This is a genomic window from Streptomyces varsoviensis, from assembly GCF_000718635.1.
In the GTDB taxonomy this organism is placed as follows: Bacteria; Actinomycetota; Actinomycetes; order Streptomycetales; family Streptomycetaceae; genus Streptomyces; species Streptomyces varsoviensis.
Genome location: NZ_JOBF01000004.1, coordinates 47,763 through 65,111, shown reverse-complemented (window position 1 = coordinate 65,111; position 17,349 = coordinate 47,763). Strand labels below are relative to the sequence as shown.

Here is a 17,349-nt window from a genome sequence, read left to right as displayed (position 1 = left end):
GGTCCGACTCCGTACAAAGAACTCAACCCCCTGCCGCCACAAGCTCTTCGAGGGAGTCGTGCCGTATTCGATGGGACGGAATGCCAATGCCTTTCAGTGTGTCCACCCCGCTGCGGATCATGCCGGGCGGGCCGGAGAGGTAAGCGTCGTAGGCGTTCCACGGCCCGTACTGGCGGACGGCGTCCGGCAGCGGCCCCGCGATGCCGCTGGTGGGCTGGTCGGAGACCACCGGGTGCACGGCGAGCCAGGGATGCGTCCGCTGGAGCCGCAGCATGGTGTCGATGTCGTACAGGTCGTCGTCGTGGCGGGCGCCGTAGAAGACGTCCATCGGGCGGCGCCGGCCGTGCTCGGCGACGTCCTCGACGAGGGCCTTGATCGGGGCGATCCCGGTGCCGCCGCCCAGGCACAGCAGCCCGTTGTCAGTGCTGTGGTCCACAATCATGGAACCGGCGGGGGGACCGAGCCGGATGACATCGCCGGGGCGGGCGCGGTGCACCAGGGCGCTGGACACCCACCCCGCGGGCACGGCCTTGACGTGGAAGGAGAGCAGCCCGTCCGGGCGGGGCGCGGACGAGAAGGAGTAGTGCCGCCAGATCCGCGGCCACCAGGGGGTTTCCAGACTCGTGTACTGCCCCGCGAGGAAGGCGTAGGGCTGGTCGGGCCGTACGGTCACGACGGCGATGTCCGGCGTCCGCCGTTCATGGGATACGACTTCGGCCTGCCACCAGGCGGGGGCGTGCCGCTCGTTCTCAGCCGCCGCGTCGATCATGATCTGCGAGATCGCGGTGTACGCGCGCACCCACGCGGCCTCGGCGGCCTCGCTCCAGGTCTCCGGGGCGTGCCGGGTGAGCGCGGCGAGCAGGCACTCGCCGACTGCGGGGTAGTGCTCGGGCAGGGTGCCGTACTTCCGGTGTCCGCGGCCGAGGTGCGAGAGGTACTCGGTCAGGATGTCCGGGTCGTCGACGAGCTTGGCGGCGGTGAGCAGGGCCCTGAAGAGCCGGTCGCGCTGGGTGTCCATGGACGCGGGGAAGAGTTCCCGCAGGTCGGGGTGGTGGACGAACAGGAGCGCGTAGAAGTACGAGGTGACCTTGTCCGCGATGGGCTCGATCTCGGTCAGCGTGCGCCGGATGAGCACCGCGTCGGGCGAGGCGGGAACGGCGTCCACCGGCTCGAACAGCGAGGGGGCGGGGGAAGGGGAGGGGGAGGGCTGCGGAGATGAGGGTGCCTGCGGGGCGCGGGGTGCCTGCGGGGCTGGGGATGCCTGGGGGGCTGGGGATGCCTGCCGGGTCGGGGCGGAGGTGGGTGACTGCCCGGAGGGGCGCGTCGGTGCGGGAGCCGGGGTGGGGTGTGCGGGGACCGGGCCGGCCTTGGGGCGCGTTCCCTGGGCGGGGACGCGTTCGGCGGCGCGCTGGTGCTGCTCGTCGGGGGCGGTGGACGGCGGCGCGGACGCCCATGAGGGGGCGGATTCGGCCCCGGCGGCCGCACCGGGAGCACTGGGAACACTCCGCGCACTGGGCGCGCTGGGATCACTCGGGTCGCCGGAGCTTACGCGCTCGTTGCTCCTGCCGCCGACCGGCCGTATAGGGCTGACCGTGCGGCTCGGGCCGGCCGGACGGGCCGGTATCCGTGCCGCGTCCCGCTCGCCACTGCCGTCGCCGCCGCCGGCGTCACCGTCGTCATGGGCGCGCGGCTGTGTCCGAACGCTTGGCTGCGGCTGAGCACTCGACCGTGGCTGAGTACTCGACCGCGGCTGAGCACTCGCCTCCGGCTGCGGCTGCGGCTGCCGGGAAGGCTTCTTGCTCGGGCTGAACCAGCCCCACTCGCCACCGTCATTGCCGTCGTCGCCGCCGGAACCGCCGCCTTCGGCCGACATGGTGGTCGGAGCGTCCATAGTTGCCTCGCCTCGAACATCTTTCAGTCGGTCTTCGCACTTCCGACGCCGGAAGGTGCCCGCAATTCCCGTGTCCGGTTCTGTTCCGCGTCTGCTTCCGGAGCGGAATTCCTAACGACGTCCGACCAGCCTCACAGTTCGCCACAGAACGGACAACGCCCGAAGTCATGTGACATTGACCGCAGTTCTCGTCCGCGCAGCATGCCACTTTCCTCCACTCCTTCGGACAATCATCGGGAAGTCGCTGCGACAGCAACCCTGTTCCTCTAGGGTGAGCCCACGCGACATCGCCCGCGGCAGGTCACGATTGTGTGTCGCCGCCCGACTGGGGATGACCATACCGGGCGTCGTTGAATACACAACCCTTCAACTGGCGATGGGCCGACTTCTTGAGGCGTGTCAGGGGCAGTCCGGCCAATTACCGTGGGTCACCGACCAATTCGTAGGCCTCCCGGAGATCGCGCCCGGTATAGGCGTGCGTGGCGCTGTCCCGCACATGATGATCCGCGTTCACCGCGACCGAGACGGGCAATGCGGCGAACAACGCCACGTCCGACATCGAGTCCCCGTACGCTACGCAGTCCGCCCGGGTCAGACCGAACCTCTCACAAAGTTCATCCGCAATCCTCACTTTCGCCGCCACATCGAGGATGCCCGCCGGATCCACCGGCTCCCGGAACGGCACGGACGGCCAGCGCGAGCCGCACGCCTCATCCACGCCCCAGTCCAGCAGCCGCTCCACGAAGAACGACGGCGAGAGCGAGATCACCGCGCATCGCTCGCCGCGTGCCCGGATCTCCGCCCAGACCTCCCGGATGCCGGCCAGCCACGGCGCGTTCGCGAAGGCCGCCGCGACCTGTTCCTCGCGCAGCTCGCCCCACAGCTCACAGGCCTGGACCGCGAACTCCGGCGGTGTCATGCCGCCGGCCAGGAAAGCCCCCTCCAACTCGGCGATCTCCCGTTCCAGCCCGAGCTGCCGCGATATCTCGATCGCGGCGGCCGATCCGTAGAGCAGCGTGCCGTCCATGTCGAAAAGATGCAGTCTGGTCATGAGATCGAGCCTAGATCCGGTGCCGGCCCTTGATCTCGGGCCGAGCCTAGATCCGGTGCCGGCCTGATCTCGGGCCGAACCTTGATCTCGTGCCCGGGCCCGTGCCCGTCTCCGTGCCCGTACTCCTGCCTGGGCTGGCACTCGTGCTCGTGCCCATCCCCGTACTCGGCTGCGAGTACTTCGGGATACTCCCGCCGTCAGACGCCATGGCCCGGGCGGCGCGCCACCGTTGTCGTCATGAAGCCGCTCAGCCGCCCGGCGCGCCGGGCCACCCTCTTCGTCCATGTCGCGGTGTCCGTCGGCTGGCTCGGGCTCACGCTCGGCCTGCTGGTCCTCGGCCTCGCGGGCGCGCTCACCCGGTCCCCGACGACGGCCACGGCCGCCTACCGCGCCATGAAGATCTTCGGTGACTGGCTGATCATTCCCATCAGCCTGTTGTCCCTGTTCAGCGGGGTGATCCTGTCGCTGGGCACGGCGTGGGGGATCGCCCGGTACCGCTGGGTCTACACCAAGTTCTGGCTGACCCTCATCGCGACGGGGGCGAGCATTTTCGCCCTGCGCACGACGATCGACGAGGCCGCGTCCGCCGTGGCCACGGGGCCCGACGCCGGGGCGGCGACCCCCAGCCTGGTCGCCGCCCCGAGCGTCGCCCTGACCCTGTACGTGTTCATGACCGCGATCTCCGTCCTCAAACCCTGGGGGCCCACGGCCAGGGGCCGACGGGCCCGCGCGGCGGCTCGTACGACCCGTACGGCTCGTACGACCCTCAAGGCTCGTACGCCTCGTACATCCCTTACGCCTCGCACGGCTGCGTCCGCCCCGGCTCGTACGACCGGAGCACGGCCGGGTACTTGATCATTTCGCGGCCCCTCCGCGTAAGGTCCGGGCCATGAGTGACATCGAGATCCGGCGGGCGACCGCCGACGACATCCCCGCCATCGTGGCCCTGCTCGCCGACGACGAACTCGGCGCGCTGCGCGAAACCCCCGACGACCTCACCCCCTACCGCACCGCGTTCGACAGGCTGGCCAAGGACCCGAACCAGTACGTGGCCGTGGCGGTGCGCGAGGGGCAGGTCATCGGCACCCTCCAACTCACCATCATCCCGGGGCTGTCGAGACGAGGCGCGACGCGCTCGATCATCGAGGGCGTCCGCATACACGCGGACGCGCGCGGCAGCGGCCTCGGCACCGAACTGATCGAGTGGGCCATCGCCACCTCGCGCACCGAGGGCTGCCGGCTGGTGCAGCTCACCTCGGACGCGGTACGCGTGGACGCGCACCGGTTCTACGAGCGGCTCGGCTTCGAGGCGTCGCACCTCGGCTTCAAGTACCAGCTCTAGGCACCGCCATCAGCCGAGACGGTCGGCTACGGGCGCGGTCAACCCGGCTACGGACGCGTCAGCCCGGCCATGGTCCGTCAGTCGGCGGACGCGTCAGCGCAGCTACGGGCGCGCGGCCCGCCGCAGAGGCGTCGTCCCGGCTCCTGGCCCGGGCCCGCTCGCGGTGGGCCTTCTGGCGGCAGGCACCGCCGCAGTACCGGGCGGGCCGGCCCGTACGAGCGGCGGTCACGGGGGTGCCGCAGGCCGCGCAGCCGGTTTCGTTACGAACACTACGGCCATTACGGTCTTTCCGGGCCTTACGCTCGTCGGCGACCGGGAGTTTCGTCACATGCTGCCCGGGTCGCAAGCTGTCGCAGACCAGGGCCACGCCCCGCCCCGGCACGGCGTCCGGGCCGCTGCGCCGCTCCATCGACAGGCACGCCAGCAGCAGCGCCCGTACATCGGCGATGTCCACGTCCCGCCGTACGCAGCCCGCCTCCTGAGCCCGCGTCAGGAGTATGCGCAGGGCGGCCGTGAAATCCCGCAGCAGGCCGGCGGAGGCCCCGAAGCGCTGCTCGCCGCCCGCCTCCAGCGCGTCGCAGAGCGCCTTGTTCCGTGCGGTCAGGCGGACCACGGACGCCAGGAAGCGGAAGAAGACCGGGCCGGGGTCGGGCACGTCGGCCAACTCCCGTGCCGTATCCACGAACAGCCGTATCCGGTCCACGACCGCCGCCTCGAACAGCGCTTCCTTTGACGGGAAATGGCGGTAGACCGTCCCCGCGCCGACCCCCGCGCGCCGCGCGATCTCCCCGAGTGGAACGTCCATCCCCCGCTCCGCGAAAGCCGATCGGGCCGCCGTCAGGACGAGCGCCCTGTTGCGCCGGGCGTCCGCGCGAGAGGGTGCGGCGACGGTTTCCGTCATCTGTCGGGGCTCCTGGAGGCGGGGTCGACTACCGGGCTGCCGCCTCGTGAAGCAAGCGGGTGCGGCATTCCGATTGTAGCCACGCCCCTAGAACATGATCGCTAAGGACGCGAAGTCGAAAAAGAGCCGAAAAAGAAGCCGAAGGAAGACGGGCGAAACGATTAAGGAGAACGGAGATCGGAACGGACGGCGCTACCACCGTCGCCCTCACCTTCAACGATCCCCCTCATCCACGCGTCGCGCACCCCCACGTCATGAACTGGTGTTCGATATCAAGGCCAGAGAAAAGGGCGTACGGCCGCTCACCAGCACGGCAACCACCACCGCGCTCGCTCAGCCGTACGCCCGTACGCCCGCAGGCCCTCGGGGGTCAGTCCCAGGCCCCCGACACGCCTTCCCCTCAGGCCGCGATCCCGTCCCAAGCGGCGCCCGCGGCCTCCGCCGCCGCGGCGGCCTCCGACGCCTCCGCCCCCAGGGCGCGCAGCCCCTCGGCCAGGGCGGCCAGTGAGGCGAGTACGACGGACCGGTCGGCGGCCCGGCCGTAGTGGTTGACGCGGATCATCTCCTTGGCGAGGTCGCCGGCGGCCGCCTGCACCGGCACGTTCGCGTCGGCGGCCTGAGCCGCGGCGACCAGTTCGCGAGCGTCCATTCCCCCGGGGGCCCGCAGCGTGGTGGCGACCGGGGCGGCATCCCCGTCCCGGGTGACGTACGGGGTAAGGGTGCCCAGCGTCCGTACCCCTGCGCGGGTGGCGGCGGACGCTGCCCGGTGGCGGGCGATGACGGCGGCCAGCCCATCGGCCTCGACGCGGTCCGCGGCCTGTTCGAGCGCCAGCATCTCCAACTGGGCCGGCGCGTGCGGCAGCGCGGTGCGCCCGCCGTCGATCCAGCGCTCCTTCCAGTCCATGAGGGAGAGGTACGAGCGGCGCGGGGCCTGCGGGTTCGCGGCGATCCGGGCCCAGGCGCGGTCGCTGACGGCGACGGCGGAGACCCCGGCGGGCCCCGCCATCGCCTTCTGCCCGCCGATCACGCAGAGGTCCACGCCCCACTCGTCGGTCAGCAGCGGTTCGGCGGCCACGGAGGCGACGGCGTCGAGCATCAGCAGCGCGCCGTGCTCCCTCACCACGGCCCCGATCTCCGCCACGGGGTTGGTGTTGCCGGTCGCGGCCTCGGCGTGCACCAGGCTCACGAAGTCGATCTCAGGGTGCTCGCGCAGCGCGTCGGCCACCTGCTCCGGGCGCACCGCCCCACTGAACGGCGCCGTCACGGTGACCACCTCCGCCCCGCAGGAACGCAGCCAGCCGCCGAACGTCTCGCCGTACGGGCCCGTGACGACGTTCAGCGCGGTGGAGCCGGGGCGCACGGCCGCACGGATGGCCGCCTCCAGCGGCAGCAGCGCCTCGCCCTGCATAGCGACGACATCGGAGCGGGTACGGAGCAGCGAGGCGATCTTGTCCTCGATGCGCGCGAAATGACCTGCGGTCAGCGGCGGCAGGTCGAGCAGGGCCGGGACGGGGTTCGCAGCAGTCACGGTGGCCTTCCACTTCCAGGTGATACGCCGCGCTCGGCGGCCCGATATCTCGCCCCCGAGCGTACGTCCGCCGACCGGACGGACCGCCGCGCGGCCCTGTGCGCTCCCTACCGCCCGGCCGCGAGGACCGCCGCACCGGCTGTGGGGGCCCGCCGGGTTGCGAGGCCCGCCCGGCCGCGGCGTCCGAGTTACCCCGGCTGTCCGCCCCACCCCTCCGGGTGGACGCCTCCCGGGACGGCCGCGTCCCCCGGCTCGTACGGCTGCCGGGTGAAGACGAACGTACCGATGTCGAGGTGGCTGACCTCGCCCGACGCGGTACGGACCACCCGCAGCACCTCGCCCGCGTAGTACCCGTCCAGACCGGTCCAGGTCCCGTCCGCCTCCGCGCGGAAGCGCGCCGCCCGGCCCTGCGCGGCGAGGGGCCGGAGCTCCAGCCCGCGGTCCGCGCGGAGCCGCAGGGCGAGGGGGGTGGCGCCCCAGTACCAGGGCCCGGTCAGGGCCAGCAGTTCCGGGTCGGCGGCGGGCAGCGGCTGCCAGGGCCGGGGCAGCCGCGGTTCGCGTTCCGCGACGATCCGTACGAGGTCGGCGGCGACGGCCCCGGTCAGCGGCCCGGCGGTGGCGTTGGCCAGCGCGATCCCGGCGACGTCCTCGGCCTCGTTCGCCCACAGCGCGGAGACGAAGCCCGGCATGGAGCCGGTGTGCCCGAAGAGCAGCCGGCCGTGCGAGCGCGTGAGCTGCACGCCGAGCCCGTAACCGCCCTGCCAGTTCTCGTCGCGCGGGCCGGACGCGGGCTCGCGCATGCGGGCCAGCGTGTCCGCGCTCAGCACCCGCTCGTCACCGCGCAGCAGGAACGCGGCGAACCGGCCGAGGTCCCCCGCAGTGGACCACAACTGCCCCGCCGGCCCCATGAGCCCCGTGTCGACGGCGGGTTCCGGCTGCAACACGTCGGCCCACGGGTGGACCGCCCAGCCCTGTGCGTGCGGCGCCTCGGGCAGCGGGCTCGTACGGGCCATGCCCAGCGGTTCCAGCACCTCGCGCCGCAGCACCTCATGCCATGGCGTACCGCCCCGCAACCGCTCGACGAGCGCGCCCAGCAGCGCGAAACCGGGGTTGGAGTAGTGGTGGCGCCGGCCCGCCGGGTGGGGCTGCGCCCCCTCCCCGAACACATCCGTCAGCTCGGGCCGCAGCGCGCCGTCCGTACGCTCCCACCACGGCCCGCGCGCCTCGGCGCTCAGCCCCGCCGTGTGCGCGAGGAGTTGCGTTACGGTCGCGTCCCCCGCCTCCGGCGGAGCACCGGCCAGGTCCAGGTGCGCGCGCAGCGGATCACCGAGGTCCAACAGCCCCTCGTCGCACAGCCGCATCACCAGGACGGCGATGAACGTCTTGGTGATCGAACCGATCCGGTACTGCGTATCGGCGTCAGGAGCCCACCCGTCGACTGCCCCCCACCCCCCTGACCACACGGTCTTCCCCTCCCGGACCACCGCCCCCACCAGCGAGGGGGAGCGGCCCTCGGCCTGGGCGACGGCGACGCGGTGCAGGAGGGCCCGGCGCGTGGTCGGCAGCAACTGGTCGAAATATGCGACTACGTCATCTTCTGCGTCTACTACGTCTAGTACGTCTTCTGCGTCTTCTGCGGCTTCGAAGGGTGTGGTCATGCCCGCACCCTAGGTCTTGGTGATACCTGGATCTTCTGGTCCCCAGGTCTTCTGGTTTCCGTTCCGCCGACGGCGAAGACTCGACCGATCGGGCCCGACGGTCAATACAGTCCGACTGTATGACGAGGCACCAGGCAGTCACTCCGCCCGCGCCGCCCGCGCCGACCGCCCCGACCGCCCCGACCGCCCCGACCGCCCCGACCGCCCCGACCACATCAACCACATCAACCACGACGATCACCACACGCACCGTCGAATACCCGGCCGACGGCCTGACGATGGTCGGCCACCTCGCGCTCCCCGCCGGTTCGGGCCGCCGCCCCGCGGTCCTGATCGGCCCCGAGGGCCCCGGCCTGAACGACTTCCAGCGCCGCCGCGCCGACGCCCTCGCCGAACTCGGCTACGTGGCGCTGGCCTTCGACATCAACGGCGGACGCTGGTTCACCGACCCCGACGAGATGCTGGCGCGCATCACCCCGCTGCTCGCCGACCTCGACCGGATGCGCGGCATCGGGCACGCGGCCCTCGATGTGCTGCTCGCCGAACCGCGGACCCACCCCGACCGCATCGCCGGCATCGGCTACGGCACCGGGGGCGCGATCCTGCTGGAACTCGGCCGCGACGGCGTCGACCTGCGCGCCATCGGCACGGTCAACGCGCTGACCACGGGCCGGCCCGGCGAGGCGGCGAACATCCGCTGCCCCGTGTGGGCCGGCGTCGGCTCGGAGGACCCGATCATGCCGCCCCGGCAGCGGGACGCCTTCGCCGCCGAGATGCAGGCCGCAGGCGTCGACTGGCGCATCGTCGTCTACGGCGGCGCCCTGCACGCCTTCCACCACCCGCCGGTCCACGAGACCCAGACCCTCCTCCCCGGCGTCGGCCACCACCCGCTGCACGCGCGACGCGCCTGGGACGACATCGTCGGCCTGCTCGCCGAGTGCGTGCCCGTAACGGAGGAGTGACCGGCCGGGGGTCCGTAGGAGAGTCGGCCGGGATTCCAACCGAGCAGCCAACCGGGGAACCGCCCCGGAAGCGAGCGGCCAATGAGGGCGCCGCTCCCTACCGACGGCCCGCCGTCTCCGATGGCAGTTCCGCGAACCTGTCGCGGTACGCGGCGGCGAAGCGTCCGAGGTGGGAGACGCCCCACCGGTAGGCGACCGCGCCGACGGGGTCTTCGGTGGCGAGGATGTCCTCGCGAATGCGGTCGAGCCGCAGGTTACGGACGTAGGCCATGGGCGAGAGGCCGAGCCGGCGGCGGAACGCGGAGCTGAGGGTCCGCGGGCTGCACCCGGCGGCCTCCGCGATGACGACGGGGCTGACGGGCTCGGCGAGGTTGGCCTCGATGAAGGCGAGGGCCGCCCGCAAGGAGCGCGGGTGGCGGCCGGACGGCGGCGGGCCGTCGTCCAGCAATTCGCCGGTGTGGGAGTGCGGCTGGGCCAGGAGCAGGGCGGCGACGAGGCAGCGGAGCTGGCCGCGCCGCAGCTCCGCACGTTGGAACAGGGGGTCGGTCGAGTCCAGTTGCTCAAGGAGGGAACGGACCAGCAGCCGCACCGCCCGCCCCTTGGACTGATCCAGGTCGAGGGCGAAGTCGAAGCGCACGGGGCCCGCCGGCGGGCGCCCGGTCAGGGCCGCGAATTCCTCGTCCACCAGGGCGGCGTCGATCCGCAGCCCCAGAAACCGCGTCCGCCCACTCCGTGTGGGCCGCAGTTCCTGGGTGTCCCCGGGGTTGGCGATCCCCGCTGTCGCGTCGTCGAGGGTCGCCCGTAATCCGCCGCAGGTCGCCGATATAGCGCCGGAGAGGCCGATGTTGACGAAGTACGAACCGCGGCCGGGGCCGCAGCCGGGGCCGGAGCCGCAGTCGGGGCCGTGGTCACTTCCGCAGTCGTGGCCGCTTCCGCGGCGCTCGGTCGAGGCGACGCGTACGGGGAGGGGCGAGGCGAAGTAGCCCACGGCGAAGCCGGGCGCGGCGACCCCGCGCAGTTCGTGGTCGTCGGCGCGCAGTTCGCCCAGCGGCGACGTGGCGACCGAGCCCCCGAACAGCCGGGACGCGGCGTTGAGCAGGTCGGCGGGGTTCCGGGAACTGGTGATGAGGTGGTTGCGCAGCGGCGTCGGCACGATGGTGGGCCCCTCCCTGATGAGGACCGTCCATTGTCCAACCCATATCGGACCGACTCACATCGGCCCCACCCCACCCCCAACCCACACCGGCTCACCCCACCCTCACCAGCCCACCCAAGTCACACACCGGCTCGGCCATGAGCCACTCACACCGGCTCGGCCATGAGCCGGTGGCAGGATTCGCTCAGCGGGTACGCCTCATCGTGGCGCCCGTCACGGTGCAGGCCGGCGATCGCGGCAGAGGTCTCGACCAGTGCGCCGCACCGCTGCGCGCGCCGCTCGACGAACGCGCGGAGCGCCGCGCCGACCGACGCGTGCCGCCCCGGCTCCAGTTCCCGTGCCAGTACGAGCCCGTCCTCGACAGCCAGGGCGGCGCCGCTCGACATCTGCGGCGCGGGGGCGTGCGCGGCGTCGCCGATGAGCACGGCTCCGCCCCGGTTCCAGGCGCCTTCCAGGAACGCCGTCAGCACCGGACGGCGCACGACCGATTCCGAGGTGGAGATCAGGGAGCGGATCTCCGCCCCCCGGCCCGGGAAGTCCGCGAGCAGTCGCCGCAGGCGCGGGGCGAGTTCGGCGTCGGGGAGGACATCGCGCTCCGCCGTGTTCTCCGTGAAGAACACGTAAGCCCGCCGATCCGAGAGGGGGATGATTCCGGCGGTGCCGGTCTTTCCGGCGAACTGATTGATGCCGGTGGCCCAGTGCGGGCGGGGCACCAGGGCCCGCCAGACCATCTGCCCGTGGAAGTCGAGCGAGGTCTCCAGGCCCAGCAGGTCCCGTACGGACGAGCGGATGCCGTCCGCGCCCACCAGCAGCGCTACGTCCCGCACCGCCCCGTCCGACAGCCGCACACGAACCGACTGTTCTTCCCGTTCAGCCTCTTCCGCCTCCTGTTCCATCTGTTGCTTCTGCTCCACCTGTTCTGCCTGTTCCGCCTGTTCCACCGCGGAGACGGTGACGCCGTGGCGGATCGTGACGCCGCGCCGCTCGGCCGCCGCGTACAGGAGGCGGTGCAGTACGGGCCGCGCGATCCCGGCCATCGCCGGCCGCCCCGTACCGAGCAGGCGCGGCATCCGTACCTCGTCCGCCCGCTCGCCGTCCACGCCCACGTGCGTGATCGTGGTGATGCCGTAGCCCTCGGCCAGGCACGCGTCCGCGAGGCCCAGTTCGTCCAGCGCGCGCAGGGCCGGGCCGGTCAGACACAGCCCCCATCCGGACGTCACCCCCGGCGGCCCGATCTCGACGATCTCCACTCGCCACCCGTCGTCCGCCAGAGCGGTGGCCGTCGCCAGGCCCGCCACACCCGCCCCCACGATCACAGCCGTCCGCGCGCCTCGATAGCCGTCCATGTACGCCTCCAGAGCACCGATTTCCCCGTACGCCCCGAACGCTAGGCCGCGCCGGCACTCGACCTCATCCGAATCGGGCAGCGACCATCCACTACCGGCAGACGCCCGCGCCCAAGGGGGAGGGAGGAAGCCCACAAATAAATCCCACACGAGCAAATAATTGCCCCCCGAGTCAGCACCACACCCCACCTGACCTGCGTTTTCGCAAATTTCCCCCATCCCAACTGCCTGAAGCGGGAAAGCAAGTCAAGACTTATCTTCACGCCCCTTGTTCCCTATGTTGGGACCACCGAAGCAGCCACCTTCTGGGAAAAGTGACGTGAGTAAGAACATCGGCAGTAAGAACATCGGCGAGCTGGCGGTTCAGTGCCTGAGGCATCTGGAAGCTTGCGACTTCGAATCAATGCGGGCCATGTGCACGGAATCGGCGACCGTATGGCACAACGACGGCAAGGGGAATCAGACGATCGACGAGAAGATCGCACAGCTCAAGCCCCTCGCCGATACGGTCGGATCGCTGCGTTTCGACATCACTCGCCAATTCCAGGGCGAGCACGAGGTACTTCAGCAGCAGGTGCTGCGCCTGACCATGCCGGACGGCTCACGGAGCGAGGTCCATGCCGCGATGTACTTCCGGTTCGACGGAGATCTCATCGACCGCATGGAGGAGTACGCCTACGAAATGGGGCCGGCATGACGGAAGGCAACATGACGGAAGGCAGGATTTCCGTACCCGGGGGCGAGGTCTGGTACCGCAGAACCGGCGGTGGCGGCACGCCGTTGCTGCTCGTACACGGCGGGCCGGGCTACCCGAGTGATCTGCTCTTCGACGCGTTCGCGCCGCTCGCCCAGGAGCGCGAGGTCATCTGGTACGACCAGCTCGGGGTGGGACGTTCCGACCCGATAGACGACGTCTCCCTGCTGACGGTCGACCGCTTCCTCGACGAGCTCGGCACGGTCTGCGCGGCGCTCCGCCTGGACCGCCCGCATGTCTACGGCCACTCCTGGGGCGCGATGCTCGGCCTTCAGTACGCCGCGGAGCGGAACCCGGACTGGACCAGCCTGATCTGCGCCAACGGCCTGGCCAGCGTCCCCAGGTTCGAGCGGGAGGTCCGGGACCTCATGGCGGGGCTGCCGGGCGACGTACTCGACCGCACCTACGGCCGGGAGCTGCGAGGGGAGACGGACGACCCCGACTACTGGGCGGCTCAAGAGGAATACATGCGGGCGTGCGTCCTCCGCACCTCTTCGGTGGCCCTGGACCCGGAACTCATGAGCCTGACGACATTCCGCACCATGATCGGGCACGCCGACTACCACGTGAGCGGCACCCTCAAGGACTGGGACATCTTCGACATCCTCGACCGTATTCGCGTACCCACACTCGTTCTCGGCGGCGAGTTCGACGAATGCGTCCCCACCCACCTCGCCGACATCGCCGAGAGAATCCCGGACTCCGAACACATAACCCAGCCCGGCGCGGCCCACATGGGCTATCTGGAAAAGGAACCCCTCCGCACCGCATACATATCCCTCATCCAGAACTACATATCCCGCACGGAATCCCGCCCGAAAGCCCCCCAAACCACCACCTGACCAACGGCTACGGACCCCCCGGCGCGTACTCCAAATTCAGCCATTCCACCGCTTGCGTGGGAAGCCGGCCGGCCCGGTCACCAAGGTGTCGGGGGGCACGTCTTTCGTGACGACGGTTCCGGCGCCGACCACGGCACCGCGTCCGATGGTGACGCCGGGAAGCACGGTGACCGCCGCACCGATCCATGCGTGGGCCTCGACCGTGATGGGCGCCATCGTGATGAATTCGCTCCGCCGGCCGGCTTCCAGCGGGTGATCGGTGGCGATGAGGTTGGTCTTCGGCCCGATCATGACGCCGTCGCCGAGACGGATGGCCCCCTGGCCCGCGTGGTCCATAAAGGTGCAGCCCTGATTGACGAAGACATCCTCGCCGAAGTCGATGCCGAGCCCATGGTGGGTGTAGAAGGGCGGATAAACGGTGACGGAGCCGGGCACCGGCTTGCCGATGATCTCCGACAGCAGCGCACCGCGCGCGGCCTTGTCGTCATACGGCAGCGCGTTGAGCCGTGACGTGAGCGCGTTCACGTACTCAATGCGCTCGGCCACCCGCGCGAACTCCGCCGTACGGACATAGAGACGGTCTTGATCAGGCATGAGTATTCCTCGAAAGGGGGCGCTCGGACCGGGGGCATCAAGTGGCATGCATCGCGAACAACACGCGACCACCCACGAGTCGACCGCAGTCATCAAAGCCACCCGCCCGACCTGGAATCAAACAACGATCAAGAAGGTCAGACTCAACGCCCGGTTGTCCCCCCAACCCGAACAGCACGCCCGCCCCCGCTCACGTCTGTGCCATGTCCACAAACCGCGAGTAGTGGCCCTGGAAGGCGACCGTGATGGTGGCCGTGGGGCCGTTTCGGTGCTTGGCGACGATGAGGTCGGCTTCGCCGGCGCGGGGGGACTCCTTCTCGTACGCGTCCTCGCGGTGCAGCAGGATGACCATGTCGGCGTCCTGCTCGATGGAGCCGGATTCGCGGAGGTCGGAGACCATCGGCTTCTTGTCGGTGCGCTGCTCGGGGCCGCGGTTGAGCTGGGAGAGGGCGATGACGGGGAGCTCCAGCTCCTTGGCGAGGAGCTTGAGGTTTCGGGACATGTCCGAGACCTCCTGCTGGCGGCTCTCGGCGCGCTTCGAGCCGCCGGACTGCATGAGCTGGAGGTAGTCGATGACGACGAGCTTGAGTTCGTTGCGCTGCTTGAGGCGGCGGCACTTGGCGCGGATCTCCATCATCGACAGGTTCGGGGAGTCGTCGATGTAGAGGGGGGCGGCGGAGACGTCCGGCATGCGGCGGGCGAGGCGCGTCCAGTCCTCGTCCGTCATGGAGCCGGAGCGCATGTGGTGCAGGGCCACGCGCGCCTCGGCGGAGAGGAGGCGCATCGCGATCTCGTTGCGCCCCATTTCCAGGGAGAAGATCACGCTGGGCAGGTTGGACTTGATGGAACAGGCCCGCGCGAAGTCCAGGGCAAGCGTCGAGTTGTGCGTAGGCACCATCGACCGGGTCGCCAGGTACATGTGGTCCGTGTTGTCCACCTGAACACAGCGCACGGGAACGCTCGGGACCTCGCGAACCTCGGCGATGTACCGCTGCGTCACCCGGGGGGTCGCGGGCCGCCGTCGCTCCGCGTGCGCCCGCCGCTTCCGCTCCAGCCCGAAGACCTCGTCGGTGGGCGTGAAGGTGATGATGTGGGCGACGGAGGTTTCCGCGGAACGGCCCTTGACGGTCTTGGCCTGCCGCCCGTACCGGTACCCGAGGCCGGCCAACAGTTCGCAGAACCCGTCCGCCAGGGCCTTGTTGACGACCGCGAACTGCACGGATCCGGTCGGGTTGACCGTGCCGTCCGTATCCAGCAGCCCGGCGAGCAGCGCCTTCCGCTGGCCGATGGAGCCACGCAGATACTCCTCGGGGATGTGCTTGTCGCCCAGCACTCCAAGGGCCCGCAACGTGGTGAGCAGGCTGCCGTGCGCCCCTCGGCACCGGAGGCACCGGGGCGTGGCGCCGGAGGAGGAACACTCCACGCCGCAATCCGCGCACGTCGTGGGGGCGACTGGAGCGGAGACGAATCGGGCCTTGCCACCGCATGACTGGCCACAACTCCGTACGTGGGGGAGCTTGGGCAGGAACATCCGGCCACAGACCACGCAGGATCGCTGCTGGGGTTCCGGCTCCTCCTCGACGACGAAGCCAAGCGCGTAGGTGATCCCGGCGCCGCCCACCTGTCGTATCGTGAGCCCGTCTTCCATGACGCGATGCACGATCTCCGGGTCCGCGGTGGTGATCCGCGCGGCGTCGCTGTGACCGTCGCCGAGCCAGGCGCCGAATGTGTAGGGCGGCACCGGAAGCTCCCGGGGGGGCAGTTCCAGTGCGGCTGTGTTCCGCACGGAGTGGTTCAGTCGCCGTTCGGTGCCGCAATGGACCGTTTCGGCGATCTCCTTGGTCGTCCTGACGGCGGCGAAGACCGTCTGCCGCTCCGCGCCGTGCTCCTGAGCGGATCTACGGGAAGCACGCGTATCGGTGAGCCACTGGTGATCGGCGTCGGCGACCACCGTGGTGCCGTCGTCGAAGACGATCTCGTAGCAGGGGCGGCCGACCATGATGTCGGTCGCGGCGACCACCCGCGTCGGCCTGCCGTCGGAGCCGAGCAGAAGGTCCCCCACCGCGACGTCGCCCATGCTCGTCCACCCGGTCGGGGTGGGCAGGGAGGTGTCCAGCGCGAGCGCCTTGCCCATGGCGGGGCGGGCCGCGATGACGATCATCTGGCCGGGGTGCAGGCCGTTCGTGAGGGCGTCCAGGTCCGTGAAGCCGGTGGGGACGCCCGTCATCTCGCCGCTGCGGGAGCCGATGGCCTCGATCTCGTCGAGCGCGCCCTCCATGATGTCGCCGAGCGGGAGGTAGTCCTCGCTGGTGCGCTGCTCGGTGACGGCGTAGATCTCGGCCTGGGCGCTGTTGACGATGTCGTCGACGTCGCCGTCGGCCGCGTATCCCATCTGCGTGATACGGGTGCCGGCCTCGACCAGGCGGCGGAGGACCGCCCGCTCGTGGACGATCTCCGCGTAGTACGCGGCGTTGGCGGCCGTCGGGACGGACTGCACGAGGGTGTGCAGATACGCGGCGCCGCCGACCTTGGTGATCTCGCCGCGCTTGGTGAGCTCCGCGCCGATCGTGATGGGGTCGGCCGGCTCGCCCTTCGCGTAGAGGTCGAGGATCGCCTGGTAGACGGTCTCGTGCGCGGGGCGGTAGAAGTCGTGGCCCTTGAGGACCTCGACGACCTCGGCGATCGCGTCCTTGGAGAGCAGCATGCCGCCGAGGACGGACTGCTCGGCGTCGAGGTCCTGCGGCGGTACGCGCTCGAAGCCGCCGCCCGACCAGGAGGAGCCCTCGTCGCCGCGGTCGTGCTGTTCGCCGCGGCCCTTGCCCTCGCCGCGCCGGGGCCGGGAGACCGGGAGCCGGTCACTGGGACCGGCGTCCGTCCAGGGGTCGTCCATGGGCGGCTCAGGCATAGGCATGCTCACCCCGCCACCTCCTCCCGTCCGCGACGCGGACCTCGCCATGCCCTTCCTTCTTACGGCACGGCTCTGACAAATAGGACACCCGACTCCGGTTACGGCGCGTCGAGTTCACGAGTCGCGAGCGCCGGAACATGCGGCGGGCGCCGGACCACGGTAGGCCCGTGACGACCGTGCGCCAATCTTGTTATCCACAGACCATGTGGATGACGGCCGTCATCCTGTGGAGAAGTCCCCGATACCTGTGCACGAGATGGGGGAAATCTCTGTGGACAAACACACAATCGCTTCAATCTAACCCCTCTGACCTGCGAGTTCTCCACCCACTCCCTGTTGAGAAGAAAAACTTCCCCACCCGGCCCAAGATCACGACAAACGGCGCACCGGACCGCGCCCGACGTCGCTCGCCGTAA

14 protein-coding genes are annotated in these 17,349 nt (G+C 70.5%); 5 read left to right on the top strand and 9 right to left on the bottom strand.

Going from position 1 to position 17,349, the window contains the following annotated elements; translation table 11 throughout:
• Positions 1-22 precede the first annotated feature (22 nt).
• Entirely contained in the window at positions 23-1,165 is a 1,143-nt protein-coding gene (locus IF55_RS41430) for a globin domain-containing protein (protein WP_398243464.1), read from the bottom strand.
• 1,144 nt (positions 1,166-2,309) lie between these two features.
• Positions 2,310-2,942, bottom strand: a complete 633-nt coding sequence (locus tag IF55_RS09065; RefSeq protein ID WP_030882266.1) for an HAD family hydrolase — start codon at positions 2,940-2,942, stop codon at positions 2,310-2,312.
• A 237-nt stretch (positions 2,943-3,179) separates the two neighbouring features.
• On the opposite strand from IF55_RS09065, the gene IF55_RS09060 reads away from it, so the two are divergent.
• On the top strand, positions 3,180-3,797 hold the full coding sequence (locus tag IF55_RS09060) for a hypothetical protein (protein WP_030882263.1): 618 nt from the start codon (positions 3,180-3,182) through the stop codon (positions 3,795-3,797).
• A 34-nt stretch (positions 3,798-3,831) separates the two neighbouring features.
• Positions 3,832-4,284, top strand: coding sequence for a GNAT family N-acetyltransferase (locus tag IF55_RS09055; RefSeq protein ID WP_030882261.1), 453 nt, complete (start codon positions 3,832-3,834; stop codon positions 4,282-4,284).
• A gap of 58 nt (positions 4,285-4,342) precedes the next feature.
• Here IF55_RS09055 and IF55_RS09050 read toward each other — a convergent pair whose 3' ends face one another.
• The 3 genes from IF55_RS09050 to IF55_RS09040 form a co-directional block, all read right to left on the bottom strand.
• Positions 4,343-5,185, bottom strand: coding sequence for a TetR/AcrR family transcriptional regulator (locus IF55_RS09050; protein ID WP_048831786.1), 843 nt, complete (start codon positions 5,183-5,185; stop codon positions 4,343-4,345).
• A 400-nt stretch (positions 5,186-5,585) separates the two neighbouring features.
• Complete coding sequence (locus IF55_RS09045) at positions 5,586-6,713, bottom strand: pyridoxal-phosphate-dependent aminotransferase family protein (protein WP_030882255.1); 1,128 nt, start codon at positions 6,711-6,713, stop codon at positions 5,586-5,588.
• Positions 6,714-6,901: 188 nt separating this feature from the next.
• Positions 6,902-8,371 (bottom strand): serine hydrolase domain-containing protein, encoded by a 1,470-nt coding sequence (locus tag IF55_RS09040; RefSeq protein ID WP_078643958.1) that lies wholly within the window; start codon positions 8,369-8,371, stop codon positions 6,902-6,904.
• A gap of 278 nt (positions 8,372-8,649) precedes the next feature.
• Between IF55_RS09040 and IF55_RS09035 the strand changes: the two genes are divergently transcribed.
• Positions 8,650-9,333 (top strand): dienelactone hydrolase family protein, encoded by a 684-nt coding sequence (locus IF55_RS09035; protein WP_048831785.1) that lies wholly within the window; start codon positions 8,650-8,652, stop codon positions 9,331-9,333.
• A 97-nt stretch (positions 9,334-9,430) separates the two neighbouring features.
• Here IF55_RS09035 and IF55_RS09030 read toward each other — a convergent pair whose 3' ends face one another.
• Together IF55_RS09030 and IF55_RS09025 are read right to left on the bottom strand one after the other, a co-directional pair.
• Complete coding sequence (locus tag IF55_RS09030; RefSeq protein ID WP_030882247.1) at positions 9,431-10,486, bottom strand: AraC family transcriptional regulator; 1,056 nt, start codon at positions 10,484-10,486, stop codon at positions 9,431-9,433.
• A gap of 149 nt (positions 10,487-10,635) precedes the next feature.
• Positions 10,636-11,835, bottom strand: coding sequence for an FAD-dependent monooxygenase (locus tag IF55_RS09025; protein ID WP_030882244.1), 1,200 nt, complete (start codon positions 11,833-11,835; stop codon positions 10,636-10,638).
• A gap of 319 nt (positions 11,836-12,154) precedes the next feature.
• Here IF55_RS09025 and IF55_RS09020 point away from each other — a divergent pair, with 319 nt between their 5' ends.
• Positions 12,155-12,532 carry a nuclear transport factor 2 family protein gene (locus IF55_RS09020; protein ID WP_245661120.1) on the top strand — a complete coding sequence of 126 codons (378 nt, stop codon included), beginning with the start codon at positions 12,155-12,157 and terminating at the stop codon, positions 12,530-12,532.
• The gene (locus tag IF55_RS09015) at positions 12,529-13,431 is read left to right on the top strand and encodes a proline iminopeptidase-family hydrolase (RefSeq protein ID WP_048831784.1); all 903 of its coding nucleotides are present in this window, start codon (positions 12,529-12,531) and stop codon (positions 13,429-13,431) included. Before IF55_RS09020 ends, IF55_RS09015 begins: the two co-directional genes overlap by 4 nt.
• Positions 13,432-13,467: 36 nt before the next feature.
• Here the strand turns inward: IF55_RS09015 and IF55_RS09010 are convergent, their stop codons facing one another.
• Positions 13,468-14,025 carry a sugar O-acetyltransferase gene (locus IF55_RS09010; RefSeq protein ID WP_030882236.1) on the bottom strand — a complete coding sequence of 186 codons (558 nt, stop codon included), beginning with the start codon at positions 14,023-14,025 and terminating at the stop codon, positions 13,468-13,470.
• A 190-nt stretch (positions 14,026-14,215) separates the two neighbouring features.
• Positions 14,216-16,729 carry a replicative DNA helicase gene (dnaB, locus tag IF55_RS09005; RefSeq protein ID WP_245661131.1) on the bottom strand — a complete coding sequence of 838 codons (2,514 nt, stop codon included), beginning with the start codon at positions 16,727-16,729 and terminating at the stop codon, positions 14,216-14,218.
• Positions 16,730-17,349 lie beyond the last annotated feature (620 nt).